Consider the following 17,585-nt stretch of genomic DNA (forward strand, 5'->3'; position numbering starts at 1 on the left):
GTGGTGCGCTCGCGCTCGGCGAGCGGCTGTCGTGTCGCCGCGGGCCCGGTGGCCGCTTACAGTGGGGCCGTGCGCGGACTGATCGTCGACTACGGGGGCGTGCTCGCGGGTCCGGGTTCGGATCGCGCGGGTGTCGTCGACGTGCTCGTCCGGGTCCGCGGCCACGGTGTGCGTACCGCGATGCTCAGCAACGATCCCGGCGGCCCCGGCCGCGGTGCCGATGCGTTACGGGCACTCGCCGGTCCAGCGACCGGCGACACCGCGACCGGCGGGGCCGACCGCGGTGTCGTTCCGCTTTTCGATCACGTGGTGCTGTCGGGAGATGTGGGCGTCGCGAAGCCGTCGCCCGCGAGCTATCGGCTGGTTGCGCAACGGCTCGGGCTCGCGCCGTCCGAGTGCGTGTTCGTCGACGACCTGGCGAGCAATGTCGAGGGCGCGGTCGCGGTCGGTATGGTCGGCGTGCATTTCCACGACAGTGCCGCTGCGCTGTTCGAACTGTCGGTGCTCTTCGAGAGCCCGACGCCGTCCGGACGGGCGGACCGCCGACGACCGCCAGGGGGGACGCGATGATCACGAGGCTCACGGCACAGGACGCGTCCTTCTATTTTCTCGAGGGCGGCTCGACACCGATGCACGGCGGTTCGCTCGCCGTGTTCTCCCGTCCGCGTGGCGGATTCGAGTACGAGACGCTGCTGCGTGTCGTCGAGCAGAGGCTGTGCCTCGTGCCGCGCTACCGGCAGAAGGTCAGGGAGGTGGTGCTCGGCCTGGCTCGTCCGGTGTGGGTGGACGATCCGGACTTCGACATCGAGTACCACGTGCGCCGCAGCGCGTTGCCGCGGCCCGGTACCGACGAGCAGTTGTTCGACCTGGTCGCCCGGCTCACGTCCCGACCGCTCGACACGACGCGCCCGCTGTGGGAGATGTATCTCGTGGAAGGGTTGTCGCGCAACAGGTTCGCGATCTTCACGAAGTCGCATTCAGCGCTCGTCGACGGCATCGACCACCGCGACATCGGGCATGTCGTCCTCGACGACGCGAAGGCGGTGCCCGAGCAGGGCGAGGAACTGTGGATGCCCGGCCCGGAGCCGAGCGCGACGACCCTCCTCGCGGGCGCGGTCGGCGAGTTGATCGCGCGCCCCGCCGAAGGCCTCGGCCTCGTACGCAAGGGGTTCGGCGACGTCGCGTCGACGGTCGGCGGTGCGGTCGAGGCCGTCGAGAACACTGCGGCGGTGCTGCGCATCGCGACATCGCGTGCGCCCTCGAACCCACTGAACCGGCCGATCTCACGCAACCGGCGCTTCGCCACCGCACGCACCGATCTCGAGGCCTATCGTGCGATCCGCCGCCGCTACGGCGGCGAGATCAACGACGTCATCCTCGCGGTCGTCGCCGGGGCGCTGCGCAACTGGCTGCTCTCGCGCGGCGAACTGGTCGGCGAGGCGGCGCGGGTCCGGGCGATGGTGCCCATCTCGGTGTACGACCAGGACGACTCGTCATCGGCGTACGACCCGTCGGAGGACGGATCCGGGTACGCCGAGCCGAGCAGGAAGGTGTCGTCCTTCCTGATCGATCTGCCGGTCGGCGAGGCGAATCCGGTGGTGCGGCTCTCCCACGTGCAGCATGCCTCCGCCGAGTTCGCGAAGCAGAGCAGGCAGGTCACGGCGGCCACGATGGTGCGGCTGAGCGGGTTCGCACCCGCGACTCTGCATGCGGTCGGCGCTCGTGCCGCGAGCACGTGGTCGCGGCGGATGTTCAACCTGATGGTCACGAACGCTCCGGGGCCACAGGCGCCGCGGTATCTCGGTGGTGCCCGCATGCTCGAGATGTATCCGGTCGCGCCGCTGCTCGAGAATCAGTCGCTCGGCATCGCTTTGACGTCCTACGACGGCCACGTCTACTACGGTTTGAATGCCGACCGCGACGCGATGGCCGACGTGGCGGTGGTGGCGTCGTTGCTGCGCGAGTCCCTCGACGAGCTCGCGGACGCAGCGGGGTGAAGACCGTGAGTCCACAAACTTCGGAGGACAGGTGGGTATGACGCGGGTGTACGTGCCGGCGACGTTGGAGTTGCTGCAGCAGTTCCTCGACAGCGGCGAGTTCGATCCGATGAGCCGCACGGCGTTCGCCGTCACCGGTCCGTTGCGCGAGTCGTACGCGTCGGGCGACGACGAAGAACTCGAGGCGGTCGCGATGGGCGAGGCGGCGCGAGCGTCGCTGCGGTTGCTCGCGGGCCGCGTGGGTGAGGGCGCGGACGTGCGGTTCCGGCGTGCGGTGGTGGCCGCGGACGTCGACGAGGTGACCCCGCGGCCCGATCTGGACGACGCGGTCGTGCGGCTGAAGGCGCCGCTCACGATGGCGCAGGTGGCGTCCGTGCATGTCGATCTCGAGGACGCCGAGGGGGCTGTCGAGCGCGCGGTGAGCGTGGTCGACGAGGCCGATCTGGGTGACCCCGAAGCGGAGTTCGTGCTCGGCGACGCCGAGGACCACCCGCTCGCGTGGTACGCGACCCAGGAGCTGCCGTTCCTGCTCGAACTCATGTGAGCCGGTGATCACTGTGATCCGCCACACGGAGCTCGCGTTCGAACCTACGGTACCGTAGGTGCCCGTGACGAGCGGGAGGACGCGCATGGGACTCAAGGAGTGGATCGCGGAGCCGGCAGCCGACCAGCTGTCCGCGAAGCGGACGAGGGCCGCGTGGCTGCGGGAGGCCGCGGCCCGGCTCACGACGCCACTGTTGCCGGACGACTACCTGCACCTGGTGAATCCGCTGTGGTCGGCACGCGAGTTGCGCGGCCGCATCGTCGAGGTCCGCGCCGAGACGGCGACCTCGGCCACGATCGTGATCAAGCCGGGTTGGGGATTCGACTTCGACTACGAACCCGGGCAGTACATCGGCATCGGACTGCACGTCGACGGCCGGTGGCACTGGCGGTCCTATTCGCTCACCTCGCCACCGGGAAGGGAAGGCAAGCGCATCTCGATCGCGGTCAAGGCGATGCCCGAGGGTTTCCTGTCGAGCCATCTCGTCAACGGTGTGCCGTCGGGCACCATCGTGCGGCTCGCCGCACCGACGGGCAATTTCGCGCTGCCCGACCCGCCGCCGTCGAAAGTTCTCTTCGTCACGGCGGGTAGCGGCATCACGCCGATCATGTCGATGCTCCGCACGATGGCGCGCCGCGGCGCCGCGTCGGACATCGTGCACGTGCACTCGGCGCCCGTGGCCGACGACGTGATGTTCGCCGACGAACTCGCGACGCTGGGGACCAGGCTGCCGGGATTTCGCTCCCATGTGCAGCTCACGCGCTCGCAGGGCAAGCTGGATCCGGCCGCGATCACCGAACTCGTGCCCGACTGGCGTGAGCGCAGGGTGTGGGCCTGTGGCCCGCTCGCGCTGCTGGACGAGCTCGAGGCCTACTGGACGAATGCGGGCCTCGCGGGGTCTCTGCATCTCGAGCGATTCGCGGTCTCACGAGCCGACACATCGGGTCAGGGTGGCACCGTCACTTTTGCGAAGTCGGGAAAGACCGTCACAATCGACGGAGCGACAACGTTGCTCGAGGCCGGAGAAGGCGCCGGAGCGTTGCTGCCGTTCGGGTGCCGGATGGGCATCTGCCAGACCTGCGTGGTTCCCATCACGTCGGGGCATGCCATCGATCTACGCTCGGGTAAGCAGCACGCCGAGGGGGAGCGGGTGCAGACCTGCATCTCGTCGGCTGCGGGCGACTGCACCCTCGACGCCTGACGGCACCCATCGGCCCACCGGTGGTGCGTCCGGTCCGACGGCAAGGGCTTGTCGCGGCGCCCGCTCGACAGGAGGATCGCACGGTGGCCATCACCGACATCAAAGAGTTCGCGCATCTGACGGAGTCGGATGTCGAGGCGCTCGGCAGTGAGCTCGACGCGATCCGCCGGGACGTCGAGCACTCGCGCGGCAAGCGGGACGCGCGCTACATCCGGCGGGTGATCGCGCTGCAGCGCGCGCTCGAGCTGTCGGGTCGGGCGTTGCTGATCGGCAGCCGCCGCCGTCCGCTGTGGTGGGGCGGGGTCGGGCTGCTGTCGCTCGCGAAGATCGTGGAGAACATGGAGCTCGGGCACAACGTGATGCACGGGCAGTGGGACTGGATGAACGATCCCGAGATCCACTCGGTGTCGTGGGAGTGGGACCAGACAGGTCCGTCGGCGCACTGGAAGCGGGCGCACAACTACTCGCATCACACGTTCACCAACATCGTCGGGATGGACGACGACATCGGGTTCGGTGTGTTGCGGATGACCCGCGACGAGAAGTGGCGACCGGTCAACGCGCTGCAGCCGCTCGCCAACCTGCTGCTCGCCGCCACCTTCGAGTGGGGCATCGCGATCCACGACCGCAAGTTCGCGGTCGATCTCGAGGGTGCGGGCAGGCGCCAGCTCGATTCGCAGGCCAACCGCGATTTCGTCCGCAAGATCTTCCGCCAGGTGAGCAAGGACTTCGTGTTGTTCCCCGTTCTCAGCGGACGGGCATGGAAGACGACGCTGTCGGCGAATGCGACTGCGAATCTCGTACGGAACCTGTGGGCGTACGTCGTGATCTTCTGCGGCCACTTTCCGGACGGCGCCGAGAAGTTCACGATGGCCGAGTTCGAGAACGAGACTCGGCACGAGTGGTACCTGCGGCAGATGCTCGGCAGCGCCAACTTCCGGTCCGGGCCCGTGCTCGGCCTGCTGTCGGGAAACCTGAGCTATCAGATCGAGCACCACCTGTTCCCGGATCTGCCGAGCAATCGCTACCCGGAGATCGCGGAGCGGGTCCAACAGCTGTGCCAGAAGTACGACCTGCCCTACACGACGGGTTCGTTGTTCGGGCAGTACCTGCTCGCGCTGCGCACGATCCACAAGCTCGCGCTGCCCGACAGTTGGCTGAGCGCGACGTCCGACGACGCTCCCGAGACGTCGTCCGAACGCAAATTCGCGGCGCTGCGCGGCTCACTCGCGCCCAGCGGAGTGCGGCACGGCCTCGCGTCGGCGCTGCGCGTGCTGCGTGAGCAGAAGGCGGGGATGCTCCGCGAACGGAAGGCGGCCCGTCGACGGCGGTGATCCTCGCCACACGATCTCGTCTACCTACGGTCTCGTAACCTACGGTACGGTAAGTCGCTGTCGCCGTTGGTGGCGGCGCGCGACGGCACGGGTCGAGCTACAGGAGGACGGCATGGCGATCGCCGACATCGAGGAGTATGCACACCTCACCGAAGCCGACGTCGAGGCGCTCGGGCGCGAGCTCGATGCCATCCGCCGTGACGTCGAGGAATCGCGAGGCGCACGCGACGCGCGTTACGTCCGCAACACGATCCGCTTGCAGCGCACTCTCGAATTCTCCGGCCGTGCAGTGCTTTTCGCCAGCCGCAGGCGGCCGGCGTGGATCGCGGGTGCGGGCCTGCTCGGCGTGGCGAAGATCGTCGAGAACATGGAACTCGGGCACAACGTGATGCACGGGCAGTGGGACTGGATGAACGATCCCGAGATCCACTCGACGTCATGGGAATGGGACAACAACGACCCGTCCGCGCACTGGAAGCAGACGCACAACTACCTGCACCACAAGTACACCAACGTCCTCGGTATGGACGACGACGTCGGATTCGGGTTGCTGCGCGTCACGCGGGACCAGAAGTGGTACCCGTTCAATCTCGGCAATCTGGCCTACAACACGCTGCTCACGCTGTTCTTCCAGTGGGGCGTCGCGGTGCAGCATCTCGAACTCGGCAAGATCGCGAAAGGTCGTGTGCCCAAGGAGGAGACGCGTCGAAAGCTGCGCGAGGTGGGCAGCAAGATCGGCCGTCAGGTCGCGAAGGACTACGTGTTCTACCCGGCGCTCACCGGCCCGGCATGGAAGAGCACGATCACCGCGAACTTCGCAGCCAACACGATCCGTAACGTGTGGTCCAATGCGGTCATCTTCTGCGGCCATTTCCCGGACGGCGCAGAGAAATTCACCAAGGCCGACATAGACGCCGAGACGCACGAGCAGTGGTACCTGCGGCAGATGCTGGGCAGCGCCAACATCTCGGGCGGCAAGGTCATGGACTTCATGACCGGGAACCTGAGCTACCAGATCGAGCACCACCTGTTCCCGGATCTGCCGAGTAACAGGTACGCCGAGATCGCCGTGCGCGTGCGCGAGTTGTGCGACAAGTACGACCTGCCGTACACGACCGGCCCGCTCGCGGTGCAGTACGCGAAGTCGTGGCGCACGATCGCGAAGCTGTCGCTGCCGAACAAGTACCTGCGTGACACGGCGGACGACGCTCCCGAGACGGCGTCCGAGCGCCGCTTCGGCGCTCCCGCTGTCGGTGTGGTCGATCCCGCGACCGGCCGCCGCCGTGGCCTGCGCACCGCGATCACCGAATTGCGCAGGCGCAAGGGTATTCTCGGTCGATTCCGGCGCTGAAACCTGGCTGGTCCGTCACCAGGCGTCGTTCGTCGCGATCGCGCTCAACAGGCGGCGCACGGCGGCCACCCGCGCAGCCGAGTCGCCCTCGAGATCGTCGAGGGCGCACTCGGGATCGGCGGGCGCCCCCAGGTGGGTGCATCCGCGCGGGCAGTTCTCTACTGCCTCGGCGAGATCGGAGAACGCGGCCACGACGTCCCCGGGTGCGATGTGCGCGAGGCCGAACGAGCGGATCCCCGGAGTGTCGATCACCCAGCCGCCCCCGGGCAGCGGCAGCGCCACCGATTGCGTCGACGTGTGCCGGCCCTTGCCGACGCCCGACACCACGCCGGTGGCCCGGTCGGCATCCGGCACCAGGCGGTTGACGAGAGTGGACTTGCCGACCCCCGAATGCCCGATGAGGGCCGTGGCGGTGCCCGTCAAGCGCCCACGCACATCGTCGAGTGGGTCGTCCCGCCCTGCCAGCACGACCGGCACGTCGAGCGCGGCGAAGGTCGACGCGAACTCCTCGGGCGGTGCGAGATCGCTCTTGGTGAGGCACACGACAGGGGCGAGGCCGCCCGCGTACGCGGCGACGAGCGCGCGTTCGACGAACCCGGTGCGCGGCGGGGGATCGGCGAGCGCGACGACGATCAGCAACTGCGCCGCATTGGCCACGACGACACGTTCGTAGGGGTCGGTGTCGTCGGCCGTGCGCCGTAGCACGGTGGTGCGGTCGGCGACGCGCACGATGCGAGCGAGGGTGTCCGGCTTGCCCGACAGGTCGCCGACGACGCTCACCTGGTCGCCCACGACGATCGGGGTGCGGCCCAGTTCGCGGGCGCGCATTGCGACGACACGGCGGCCGGGATCACCTCCCAGGACACATCCCCACCGCCCGCGGTCGACCGACACGACCATCGCGGATTCCGCGTCGTGGTGGTCCGGCCGGTTCTTGGTGCGCGGACGGGTGCCGCGGCCGGGCCGGATCCGGACGTCGGACTCGTCGTAGCGGCGCGGGCTCAGCGGTTCGCTCCCACCGTGGTGGTGTCGCCCGCGAGCATGTCGTGCCACAGCCGGTCGAAGCCCGGAAGCGTCTTGGCGGTCGTGTCGATGTCCTCGACCACGACGCCCGGCACCCGCAGACCCACGATCGCACCCGCGGTGGCCATCCGGTGGTCGGCGTACGAACGCCACGTGCCGCCGTGCAGGGGGGCGGGCACGATCGACAGGCCGTCGTCGGTCTCGGTGACATTGCCGCCGAGCCCGCTGATCTCGTGTGCGAGCGCGGCCAGCCGGTCGGTCTCGTGTCCGCGCAGGTGCGCGATGCCACGCAGCTGCGAGGGCCCGTCGGCGAGGGCGGCGAGCGCGGCGACCGTGGGGGCGAGCTCGCCGACGTCGTGCAGGTCGACGTCGACGCCGCGCAGCGACTGCGGCCCGTGAACGGCGAGCCCTGCCGGACCCGGTGTGACGTGCGCACCCATCGCGGTCAGGATGCCCCGGATCGCATCACCTGCCTGAGTCGTGCGTGCGGGCCAGTGCGGCACGGTCACCTCGCCCGCGGTGACGGCAGCGGCCGCGAGGAAGGGAGTCGCATTCGACAGGTCGGGTTCGACGGCGCGGTCGACCGCGTGGATCGTGCCGGGGGCGACGTGCCAGGTGTCGGCGTCCGGCCCGTCGGCGGGGGTGGTGACGGCGACACCGGACTCGCGCAGCATCGCGACGGTCATGTCGATGTGCGGCATCGACGGCACCGCCTTGCCCGCGTGGTGCACCGTGACGCCCCCGTCGAACGCGGCGCCCGACAGCAGCAATCCCGACACGAACTGGGACGAGCCGGATGCGTCGATCGTGACGTCGCCGCCGCGCACCGCGCCGTGCCCGGCGACTCGGAACGGCAGGGCGTCGCCGGTGACCTCGGCACCGAGGGCGCGGAGCGCGTCGAGGATCGTGGCGAGCGGCCGGGTACGGGCCTGCGCGTCGCCGTCGAACTCGACGATGCCGTCGGCGAGCGCGGCGAGCGGGGGCACGAACCGCATGACCGTGCCCGCGAGGCCGCAGTCGACGGTGCCGCCGTGCAGGCGATGCGGTGTCACATGGAGAGTCGTGGCGGGCCGGCCTCCCTCGTCGGCGTCCTCCCGGATGTCGACGCCGAGTGCGCGGAGGGCGTCGATCATGAGATCGGTGTCGCGGCTGCGCAGCGCGCCGCGCACGGTCGACGGTGAGTCGGCGAGCGCAGCGAGGATCAGCGCCCGGTTGGTGATCGACTTGGAGCCCGGCAGCGGCACCGTGGCGCGCACCGGGTGCCCGGCGGTGGGCGCGTTCCACAGGCGCGGGGAGGCTCGGAGGCGAGGTGAGGAACTGTTCTCGATCGGCACGCGTCCATCTTCTCCCATCGGCGTCCTGTGGGCGAACGCCCCGGTTTGCCGTTGCCGTGGCGAGCGTCCCGCTCGGGCGCCTGTGCGACCGTGCGATGCTGTCGGGCATGTGTGGCCGGTACGTGGCGTCTCGCGATCCCGCGCGCATCGCCGAAGACATGGATGCCCTGGACGAGACGGCGACCGGTGACCCGGGTACGCCCGGCGGCGAGGCTTGGACGCCGAACTGGAATGTCGCGCCCACCACGCAGGTCGTCGCGGTCGCGGCGCCGCGCGGGACGCGTCGGGTGCGGCGGATGCGGTGGGGACTGGTGCCGGCGTGGGCCCAGTCGCCGTCGGACGGCCCGGTGCTGTTCAACGCGCGATCGGAGACCGTCGCGGTCAAACCTGCGTTCGCCGACGCCTTCCGCGTCCGCCGGGCGCTCGTGCCGATGGAGGCGTGGTACGAGTGGGGGCCGCACGGCGCACGCGGCAGGAAGGGCACCCGGCCGTTCGCGATTCTCGACCCGGACGGTGGCGGATTCTCGGTGGCCGCGCTGTGGTCGTTCTGGCGCGATCCGCAGGCCCCCGCGTCGCCGCCGACGGTCAGCTGCGCGGTGGTCACGACCGCGGCGGCGGGGCGATTCGCCGAGATCCACGAACGGATGCCGCTCGTGCTGTCCGACTCCGCGTGGGAACGGTGGCTCGACGAGGACGTCGACAGCCCGATCGACCTGCTCGACCCCGAGCCCGCCGCCTACCGCCGCCTCGAGGTGCGCCCGGTCTCGCCGCGGGTCGGCAATGTGCGTGCGAACGACCCCGATCTGCTCGCGAAGTACGACGGGTCACCGCAGGTCGGTGAGCAGATCAGTCTGCTGTGACGTGCGCTGTCACCGCATCGGTGAGTCGTACCAGGTCGGCCGGTGCGAGCTCGACCTCGAGGCCGCGGCGTCCGGCGCTGACGAGGACACGCTCCCACTCCGTCGCGGACGCGTCGACCACCGTCGGGAGGCGTTTGCGCTGGCCGAGCGGTGACACGCCGCCGAACACGTAGCCCGTCGCGCGCTCGACGGCCGCGCGCTCGGCCATGCTCGCCTTGCCGACACCGAGCGCGCGGGCGGCCGCCTTGAGCGACAACTGCGAGGGCACCGGCAACACCGCGACCGCCAGTCCGCCCGGTACGGCGACGACCAGTGTCTTGAAGATCTGCGGCGGTGCCACGGCGAGCCGTGTCGTGAGGTGTTCGACGGCTTCGTCGCCGTAGGCGGCCGAGCGTGGATCGTGCGGGTACTCGTGGACCGTGAACGGGATGTTCGCGCGCGTGCACGCCGTGGTTGCGGGGGTTGCAGTGCCTGCCATGTGCTCACTGTGCCAGCAGGCGGAGCCGACGGAGACGGAGCCGCCGCGGGTGTCCCGGGAACATGTGCCCGGCTCGCACTGTTGACAGCAACGTGCCCCGGAGCAGCAACGTGCTCCGGAGCTGCACAGGGCGTGCGTCGAACAGGAGGAGGCGGTGTCGGTGGCGGCAGCGGTCATGGAGCGTGTACCCGGCAATGCGGCACGCCCGGTCGAGCCCGGCGTGATGCACCCGCCGGGTCGGTCCGCGGCGGTAGCCTGGAAGGCGACGGCGACTGAAGGGATCAGCGTGCAGGAACAGGACCGTCCCGACGTCGACGAGACCGCGCCCGGTGCAGGTAAGGCTCGTTCCGACGACACCGACAACCAACTGATCGAGCGTTTCGAGCGCGACGCGCTGCCGCTCCTCGACCAGCTGTACGGCGCTGCGCTGCGGATGACGCGCAACCCGGCCGATGCAGAGGATCTCGTCCAGGAGACGTACGTCAAGGCGTTCAGTGCGTTCCGGTCGTTCCGCGAGGGCACCAACCTCAAGGCGTGGCTGTACCGCATCCTCACCAACACGTACATCAACTCGTACCGCAAGAAGCAGCGCCAGCCGGCGCAGTACCCCACCGACGAGATCACCGACTGGCAGCTGGCGGCCACCGCCGAACATTCGTCGACGGGCCTGCGATCCGCCGAGATGGAAGCGCTCGAGGCACTGCCCGACGACGACATCAAGGCCGCATTGCAGCAACTGCCGGAGGAGTTCCGCATGGCGGTGTACTACGCGGACGTCGAAGGCTTCCCGTACAAGGAGATCGCGGAGATCATGGGCACCCCGATCGGCACGGTCATGTCGCGCCTGCACCGTGGGCGCAAGCAGTTGCGGAGCCTGTTGGCCGACGTCGCGCACGAGCGGGGGTTCAACCGCGGCGAGAACGCGTCGGTCGGTGCGGCCGTCGCGGACGCGCAGGAGGTCGGTCGATGAGCACGCAGGACGAATTCGAGCGGTTGGATTGCTCCGCGGTCATCGCGGACGTGTGGCTCATGCTCGATCGCGAGTGCGACGACGCGTCGCGCGCACGGCTCGAGCGGCACCTCGCCGAGTGCAGTTCGTGCTTCGAGGCGTACGGGATCGAGGAGAAGGTCAAGAGCCTCGTGAGCCGCAAGTGCGGCGGCGAACGCGCACCGGAGGGGCTGCGCGAGCGGCTCAGCATCGAGTTGCGCCGTACCGTCGTCGTCACGCGCACGGAGATCCGGGACTGACCGGTCGCGGAGAGCCCTCCAGACATGTGAGGGGCCGCCGAGCACTGCTCGGCGGCCCCTCACATGTCTGGAGCGTCAGGCGTTGGGACGCTTGCCGTGGTTGGCGGCATTGCCCTTGCGGCTGCGCTTCTTGCGGCCACGCTTACCCATGGTCGACTCCCTTCTGTTCTGTGCGGCTCTCGTGCAGTCCAGTGTCCCACGTGTGGTTGGGTGGGTATTCGACAGGTCGGGGTAGTCGAACAGCTCGAGTAGGTCGGAAAAGTCGGACGGTAGGCGGACCGGAACGGGTCCGTGGCGAAAGTGAGGACGAGGTGGCCGAGGACGTGCGGGCCGAGATGGTGTCGACGGTCTTCGAGATCGTGGCGCATCCCGGTGACGAGGTGAAGGAGGGCGACACGCTCGTCGTCCTCGAGTCGATGAAGATGGAGATTCCGGTCATCGCGGAGGGGGCGGGCACGGTCGCGTCGATCGATGTCGCGGTCGGCGACGTCCTCAAGCAGGGCGATCTGATCGCCGTCCTCTCGTAGCGGGAGGCGGTCGCGGTGTCGACGCTCAGTGACCTGCTCGCCGAGCACACCGATCTGCCCGGCGAAGCGGTCGATCATCTCCAGCGGGTGGTCGGCGAGTGGCAGTTGCTCGCCGACCTGTCGTTCGCCGACGTGCTGCTGTGGGTGCGCACGTCGTCGGACAGCCCGAACGGCGCCGGACGCATGATGTGCGTCGCACAGTGCAGGCCGACCACGGCGTCGACTGCATTCCAGCAGGACATCGTCGGTGCCGAGGTCACGCGCACGCGGCATCCGCAGGTACGCGAGGCGTTCGAACGCGAAGCGGTCGTGCGGCCGCCGGAGTATGTGGCGCACGCGGGCCTTCCGCCGCGTGGCGAGGCGTTCCCGGTGCGCTGGCGCGGCAAGGTGATCGCGGCACTCAGCCGCGACACGAACCTCGCGTACCAGCGCACCCAGAGCCCGCTCGAGATCGCGTATCTCGACAGTGCCGAGGATCTGTGCCAGATGGTCAGCGACGGAACATTTCCCATCCGGGATTCGCGGTCGCACCTCACGTCCAGCCCGCGCGCCGGCGACGGCTTCATCCGGCTCGATCCGTCGGGTCGCGTCGTGTACGCGAGCCCGAATGCGTTGTCCGCGTACCACCGGATGGGGCTCAGCACCGATCTCGTCGGGCAGGATCTGGCCGCGGTCACACGCCTGCTCGTCACCGACCCGTTCGAGTCGCGTGATGTCGCGTCGTACATTCGGGACACGTTGGCCGACAAGACCGGTCGACCCATGGAGATCGAAGCGCGCGGCGCGACGGTGCTGTTGCGGGCCCTGGTCCTCAAGCCCGGCGGCACGATCGTCGGAGCCGCCGTCGTGGTGCGCGATGTCACCGAGGTCAAGCGTCGCGATCGCGCGCTGCTGAGCAAGGACGCCACGATCCGCGAGATCCATCACCGCGTGAAGAACAACCTGCAGACCGTCGCCGCACTCCTGCGGCTACAGGCCCGCCGCACCGACAACGACGAAGCGCGTCAGGCGCTCAGCGAATCGGTGCGTCGCGTCACTTCCATTGCGCTGGTACACGACACGCTGTCGATGTCGGTCGACGAGGAAGTCGACATGGACGAACTCGTCGACCGTCTCGTGCCGATGATGTCGGACGTCGCGACGGTCGAGGCGCCCGTGACCGTCGAACGCGACGGCAGCTTCGGGGTGTTCTCCGCCGAGCGGGCGACCCCGCTCGTGATGGTGTTGACCGAGTTGGTGCAGAACGCGATCGAGCACGCCTTCGAGCCGGGCACGACCGGCACGGTCACGCTCGGCGTGAGCCGGTCGGCGGGCTGGCTCGACGTCGTCATCCACGACGACGGACGTGGCCTCCCAGACGGTTTCAGCCTCGAAAGGTCCGATCGTCTCGGTCTGCAGATCGTGCGCACGCTGGTCGTCGCGGAACTCGGTGGTTCGCTCGGACTGCACGCGAGCCCCGACGGCGGCACCGACGCGGTGCTGCGGGTCCCGTTGGGGCGCCGCGGTGCCCGGTTGTGACCGGTTGTCACACCGGAACCGGCCGCATCGGGGTATGACGGCGAGGTCTCTGCAGCACGAAGCCCGGCACCGAAAACGGTGCCGGGCTTGCAGTCCGGGATCGGACGGAAGATCAGACGGCGCTGCGGGCGCGGGTGCGCGCATTGCGGCGCTTGAGCGCGCGACGCTCGTCCTCGCTCATTCCGCCCCAGACGCCCGCGTCCTGGCCCGACTCGAGTGCCCACGACAGGCAGTCGGCGGTGACGGGGCAACGGTTGCAGACGACCTTGGCATCAGCGATCTGCGCGAGCGCCGGGCCGCTGTTTCCCACGGGGAAGAACAGTTCCGGATCCTCGTCGCGACAGATGGCCTTGTGGCGCCAGTCCATTCCGTGTGCTCCTTACCGGGCGCACCTCAGTGCACCATTCGTCGTGGCGCACCTCGGTGCACCTTTTCGTCATGTCGAGTTAATGTCTGCGGGCAGAAATGTTTCCGCGCTGTTGCTTGTGAATGCTTTCACGAACGGCCAGGAAGTCAATAGAATCCGGGCGGAGCGTGGGCGAACTCACGTTTGCCGTTCGCCTGACCGCATCTCTTCCTTTTTACCGCAGTGAGAAGGCCATGTGCGAGAGATGCGGCGAAACGCACATCTGCCGTTGGTTCACTCTCGGTTTCCCTCTCGGCCGTGTTCCGGCTTCTCCTCGACTCCGTTGAACGTTCGCCGTGAGTTTCTACCGAACAACACCGTGCAAACAGAGTGAAATGTGTGACATCTCACGCTGTCGGATCGGCGACCACTTCCAGTGCATGCGGCACCGACACGAACTCCACCGAGTCACGTCTGCCGAGGTAGTCACCGTCCATCTGCAAACCGATCGGCGCGCTCGCCGTGATGCGGACGCGCGGTAGGTCGTCGGCGCGCACGAGCGCGGAATGCTCGGGATCGCCGTCCTTCGCGAGCAACTGCCGTGCGACGCGGAGGGTCGGCACGAGGCGCGTCGTGCGCATGGCGAAGACGCCGAGACCGGAGTCGAAGGACGTGCCCGGATTGGTGTGCACCGGGCGCTCCTCGAAGTACGTCCACGGGCTCGAGTTCGACACGAATGCGTAGTGCACGCCACCGACCGCCTCGGCGCCGGGAATCGTCACCGTGAGCGTCGGGTCGTGGTGCTTGTCGGCGAAGAACGCCCGGACCGCGGCGCGCACGTAATGACCGGGCGTGGGTGGACGACCGTGCTTGCGATGGTTGTCGACCGTCTCACACACGTGCGCGTCGAGACCCATGCCCGCGTTGAACGTGAACCAGCGGTTGTCGCAGTAACCGAGCCCGACACGGCGCCGTGCACCGCGCGCGAGCAGATCGATCAGCTGGTTCGTCGCCTCGACGGGATCGGCGGCGATGCCCAACGACCGCGCGAACACGTTCGCCGAGCCGCCGGGCACGACCGCGAGCGGAAGGTGGGGGCCGGGCGATGCGGACGGCGCCCCGAGCATGCCGTTGACGACTTCGTTGACGGTCCCGTCGCCGCCGTGGACGATCACCAGGTCCATCCCGTCGACGTGCGCGTGGTGGGCCAGTTCCGCCGCGTGGCCGCGGTGCGTCGTGTGGGCGACCGAGAGCACCACCTGACTCGACAGTGCGTGCGCGAGCAGATCGCGGCCCGCAGGCGACGTCGACGTGGCGTTCGGGTTGACGATGAGCAGGGCACGCACGGGTCGTCAGCGTAGCCCGGTGCGGTGCGCCCTGTCCGCCCTGTCCCGTGCGGCCGGACCCGCGGCGTCCCCGCAGGACCGGGCACGCGGCGCGCGCAGGGGGTGTCTAGGCTGGCGGGGTGTCCACGCAGTACCCCACTCCGTCCACGCCGACTCCGCCGACGCCCACCACGGTCCGGATGGCCGGTGCGCTCGTGGGCCTCGAGGGCGCTGTCGCGGTGACCGTCGCGATCGTGCTCGTCGTCCGCGGCTTCGCGGGCGAGGACCAGTCGGTCAGCAACGGCTTCGGCACCGCGGCGTGGTTCGCGATCCTCGGCGGTGCGGTACTTGCCGCCGGGATCGGCTTGTACTTCGGCAGACGGTGGGGTCGCGCGATCGCCGTCGTCGCGCAGCTGTTGCTGCTGCCCGTCGCGTGGTCGCTGCTCACCGACTCGCACCAGCCACTGTGGGGCACGCTGCTCGGCATCGTGGTGGTGTGCTCACTCGGGTGCCTGTTCGCCCCGGCCACCACCCGTTGGCTCGCGGAGGACTACGGCTCGGAGCCCGACGCCGACCAGCCGGACTGAGCGCATCCGCTCACGGCACCTGAACGCCACGGTTCTCGGCGACCAGCTGGCTGGTGCCGTGCTCGTATCCCAGCACCGCGTACGAGCCCGGATCGAGCGCGAACCGGCGTCCCTCGACGACCGGCAGCTCGATCCAGCGCGCCATGAGCGCCCGCGAGAAGTGCCCGTGCCCGAACAGCACGACATCGCGTGAGCGCAACTGGGCGCGCGCGACCGACAGCACGAGGTCGCAGCGCGCGTGCACCTGCTCGGCCTGTTCGCCGCCCGGCGACGGATGCGTCCACACCGTCCAATCCGGGACCCGCTCGCGGATCTGCTCGGTCGTGAGTCCCTCGAAGTCGCCGTAGTCCCATTCCGCCAGGGCCTCCCACGTGCGTGAGGGTGCAAGTCCCGCGGCCTCGGCCGTGTGTACCGCCCGGGCGCGGGGACTGGCGAGCACGAGCGGATCCGACAGGTCGAGAGCAGCCAGGGCATCGCCTGCCGCGCGGCCCTGCCGCTCGCCGTGCTCGGTGAGCGGGACGTCGGTGCGGCCGGTGTGCTTGCCGTCGCGGGCCCATTCCGTCTCCCCGTGCCGTACGAGGACGATCCGGTGCGGGCCCGGCGGTGTCTGGTGTGCTCCGGTGCTCGCCGACGTCATGAACCTCATCATGTCAGCACGGCATGCGTGTGAGGCTCGCTCCGGCGCGAGATGTACGACAAGATCGTGGCGTGGCGACGACGGTACTGGCAGTGGCGAATCAGAAGGGTGGGGTCGCCAAGACCACCACCGTGGCGTCCCTCGGTGCCGCGCTGGCCGGGCTCGGCCGGCGCGTGCTCGTGGTCGACCTCGACCCGCAGGGCTGCCTCACGTTCTCGCTCGGTCACAATCCCGATCGCCTCGAACGCTCGGTGCACGACGTGCTGACCGGCGACATCGGGGCCGCCGATGCGATTCTGGACACGAGCGACGGTGTCGCGCTGCTGCCCGCCACGATCGACCTCGCGGGCGCCGAGGCGCTGCTGCTGATGCGCCCGGGCCGCGAGTTCACGCTCGCCCGCGCACTCGCGCCGCTGTACGACGACTACGACACGGTGCTCGTCGACTGCCCGCCGTCGCTCGGCGTACTCACACTCAACGGGCTGACGGCGGCGCATTCGGTGCTCGTGCCGCTGCAGTGCGAGACTCTCGCCCACCGCGGCGTCGGTCAGCTGTTGCGCACCGTGCGCGAGGTACAGCAGATCACCAACCCCGATCTCGTCCTGTTGGGTGCGCTGCCCACGCTGTACGACGCGCGCACCACGCACAGCCGGGACGTGCTTTCCGACGTCGCGGACCGGTACGAGTTGCCCGTGCTCGACCCGCCGATCCCGCGCACCGTACGATTCGCGGAGGCGTCGGCGTCCGGGGCCACCGTGCTCGCGGGCCGGAACAACAAGGGCGCCACCGCATACCGTGATCTCGCCGAGAACCTCGCGAAGTACTGGTCGGGGTCGGAGTTGCGTACCTTCTCCGGCTGAACGATCAGGGCCTCGGCAATGATCAGGGGGCAGTCGTGGCTCGCGACGCGAGATAGTCGGCGCCCCACCGATCGAGTTCGGCGACCATCGGCACCAGAGTCTCGCCGAGAGCGGTGAGCGCGTACTCGACACGCGGTGGTACCTCGGCGTAAACGGTGCGCGAGACGATGCCGTCGGTCTCGAGTTCGCGCAGTTGCCGGGTGAGTGAGCGCGGAGTGACGTCGCCGACGGCGCGATGCAGTTCGCCGAAGCGCAGCACCCCTGCCGCACCGAGGTGTTTGACGATGGTGAGCTTCCAGGCGCCGCCGAGGACGGACGTGGCCACCTCTACCGGGCATATCCGTGCGGCTCTCGCAACAGGGGGACGCATCGGCATTCCTTCCAGGAAACTCTCGTCGAAGGTGCTGTGTACCTG

20 protein-coding genes are annotated in these 17,585 nt (G+C 69.2%); 13 read left to right on the top strand and 7 right to left on the bottom strand.

Features of this window, described 5'->3' with window-relative positions; genetic code table 11:
* The first annotated feature begins 69 nt into the window (after window positions 1–69).
* The 6 genes from HCA44_RS03925 (at window position 70) to HCA44_RS03950 (ending at window position 6,427) form a co-directional block, all read left to right on the top strand.
* On the top strand, window positions 70–570 hold the full coding sequence (locus HCA44_RS03925) for an HAD-IA family hydrolase (RefSeq protein WP_169647206.1): 501 nt from the start codon (window positions 70–72) through the stop codon (window positions 568–570).
* A complete protein-coding gene (locus HCA44_RS03930; RefSeq protein WP_169647207.1) occupies window positions 567–1,997 on the top strand; it encodes a wax ester/triacylglycerol synthase family O-acyltransferase in 1,431 nt (476 codons plus the stop codon). The genes HCA44_RS03925 and HCA44_RS03930 overlap by 4 nt, the downstream gene beginning before the upstream one ends.
* Window positions 1,998–2,034: 37 nt before the next feature.
* A complete protein-coding gene (locus HCA44_RS03935; protein WP_169647208.1) occupies window positions 2,035–2,541 on the top strand; it encodes a hypothetical protein in 507 nt (168 codons plus the stop codon).
* Window positions 2,542–2,626: 85 nt separating this feature from the next.
* Window positions 2,627–3,742: a ferredoxin reductase gene (locus tag HCA44_RS03940; protein ID WP_169647209.1), complete on the top strand. Its 1,116-nt coding sequence runs from the start codon at window positions 2,627–2,629 to the stop codon at window positions 3,740–3,742.
* A gap of 83 nt (window positions 3,743–3,825) precedes the next feature.
* On the top strand, window positions 3,826–5,076 hold the full coding sequence (locus HCA44_RS03945; protein ID WP_169647210.1) for an acyl-CoA desaturase: 1,251 nt from the start codon (window positions 3,826–3,828) through the stop codon (window positions 5,074–5,076).
* A gap of 112 nt (window positions 5,077–5,188) precedes the next feature.
* Complete coding sequence (locus HCA44_RS03950) at window positions 5,189–6,427, top strand: fatty acid desaturase (protein ID WP_169647211.1); 1,239 nt, start codon at window positions 5,189–5,191, stop codon at window positions 6,425–6,427.
* 15 nt (window positions 6,428–6,442) lie between these two features.
* Here the strand turns inward: HCA44_RS03950 and rsgA are convergent, their stop codons facing one another.
* Both rsgA and aroA read right to left on the bottom strand, forming a co-directional pair.
* Window positions 6,443–7,432: a ribosome small subunit-dependent GTPase A gene (rsgA, locus tag HCA44_RS03955; protein ID WP_206037714.1), complete on the bottom strand. Its 990-nt coding sequence runs from the start codon at window positions 7,430–7,432 to the stop codon at window positions 6,443–6,445.
* Window positions 7,429–8,736 carry a 3-phosphoshikimate 1-carboxyvinyltransferase gene (aroA, locus tag HCA44_RS03960; RefSeq protein WP_240945302.1) on the bottom strand — a complete coding sequence of 436 codons (1,308 nt, stop codon included), beginning with the start codon at window positions 8,734–8,736 and terminating at the stop codon, window positions 7,429–7,431. The genes rsgA and aroA overlap by 4 nt, the downstream gene beginning before the upstream one ends.
* 155 nt (window positions 8,737–8,891) lie before the next feature.
* On the opposite strand from aroA, the gene HCA44_RS03965 reads away from it, so the two are divergent.
* Window positions 8,892–9,644: an SOS response-associated peptidase gene (locus HCA44_RS03965; protein ID WP_169647357.1), complete on the top strand. Its 753-nt coding sequence runs from the start codon at window positions 8,892–8,894 to the stop codon at window positions 9,642–9,644.
* On the opposite strand, the gene HCA44_RS03970 is transcribed toward HCA44_RS03965, so the two are convergent.
* A complete protein-coding gene (locus HCA44_RS03970) occupies window positions 9,631–10,122 on the bottom strand; it encodes an aminoacyl-tRNA deacylase (protein WP_169647214.1) in 492 nt (163 codons plus the stop codon). The two genes, HCA44_RS03965 and HCA44_RS03970, sit on opposite strands and share 14 nt — an antisense overlap.
* Before the next feature lie 223 nt (window positions 10,123–10,345).
* On the opposite strand from HCA44_RS03970, the gene HCA44_RS03975 reads away from it, so the two are divergent.
* From HCA44_RS03975 to HCA44_RS03990, 4 genes are all read left to right on the top strand, one after another.
* Entirely contained in the window at window positions 10,346–11,092 is a 747-nt protein-coding gene (locus HCA44_RS03975) for a sigma-70 family RNA polymerase sigma factor (RefSeq protein ID WP_206037715.1), read from the top strand.
* Entirely contained in the window at window positions 11,089–11,370 is a 282-nt protein-coding gene (rsrA, locus tag HCA44_RS03980; RefSeq protein ID WP_169647215.1) for a mycothiol system anti-sigma-R factor, read from the top strand. Before HCA44_RS03975 ends, rsrA begins: the two co-directional genes overlap by 4 nt.
* Before the next feature lie 311 nt (window positions 11,371–11,681).
* A complete protein-coding gene (locus tag HCA44_RS03985; protein ID WP_169647216.1) occupies window positions 11,682–11,897 on the top strand; it encodes a biotin/lipoyl-binding carrier protein in 216 nt (71 codons plus the stop codon).
* 15 nt (window positions 11,898–11,912) lie between these two features.
* Window positions 11,913–13,415: a PAS domain-containing sensor histidine kinase gene (locus HCA44_RS03990; protein ID WP_169647217.1), complete on the top strand. Its 1,503-nt coding sequence runs from the start codon at window positions 11,913–11,915 to the stop codon at window positions 13,413–13,415.
* Window positions 13,416–13,527: 112 nt separating this feature from the next.
* Here HCA44_RS03990 and HCA44_RS03995 read toward each other — a convergent pair whose 3' ends face one another.
* Together HCA44_RS03995 and HCA44_RS04000 are read right to left on the bottom strand one after the other, a co-directional pair.
* Window positions 13,528–13,782 carry a WhiB family transcriptional regulator gene (locus tag HCA44_RS03995; protein WP_027506852.1) on the bottom strand — a complete coding sequence of 85 codons (255 nt, stop codon included), beginning with the start codon at window positions 13,780–13,782 and terminating at the stop codon, window positions 13,528–13,530.
* Between the two features lie 386 nt (window positions 13,783–14,168).
* Complete coding sequence (locus tag HCA44_RS04000) at window positions 14,169–15,107, bottom strand: diacylglycerol kinase family protein (RefSeq protein WP_169647218.1); 939 nt, start codon at window positions 15,105–15,107, stop codon at window positions 14,169–14,171.
* 179 nt (window positions 15,108–15,286) lie between these two features.
* Between HCA44_RS04000 and HCA44_RS04005 the strand changes: the two genes are divergently transcribed.
* On the top strand, window positions 15,287–15,673 hold the full coding sequence (locus HCA44_RS04005) for a hypothetical protein (RefSeq protein WP_169647359.1): 387 nt from the start codon (window positions 15,287–15,289) through the stop codon (window positions 15,671–15,673).
* 10 nt (window positions 15,674–15,683) lie between these two features.
* On the opposite strand, the gene HCA44_RS04010 is transcribed toward HCA44_RS04005, so the two are convergent.
* Window positions 15,684–16,310 carry an acid phosphatase gene (locus HCA44_RS04010; RefSeq protein WP_169647219.1) on the bottom strand — a complete coding sequence of 209 codons (627 nt, stop codon included), beginning with the start codon at window positions 16,308–16,310 and terminating at the stop codon, window positions 15,684–15,686.
* 23 nt (window positions 16,311–16,333) lie between these two features.
* On the opposite strand from HCA44_RS04010, the gene HCA44_RS04015 reads away from it, so the two are divergent.
* A complete protein-coding gene (locus HCA44_RS04015; RefSeq protein WP_169647220.1) occupies window positions 16,334–17,170 on the top strand; it encodes a ParA family protein in 837 nt (278 codons plus the stop codon).
* Window positions 17,171–17,192: 22 nt separating this feature from the next.
* On the opposite strand, the gene HCA44_RS04020 is transcribed toward HCA44_RS04015, so the two are convergent.
* On the bottom strand, window positions 17,193–17,495 hold the full coding sequence (locus HCA44_RS04020) for a helix-turn-helix domain-containing protein (RefSeq protein WP_346764561.1): 303 nt from the start codon (window positions 17,493–17,495) through the stop codon (window positions 17,193–17,195).
* Window positions 17,496–17,585: the final 90 nt, after the last annotated feature.

The sequence above is a fragment of the Rhodococcus sp. HNM0569 genome (assembly GCF_012726205.1).
Lineage (GTDB): Bacteria > Actinomycetota > Actinomycetes > Mycobacteriales > Mycobacteriaceae > Rhodococcus_F.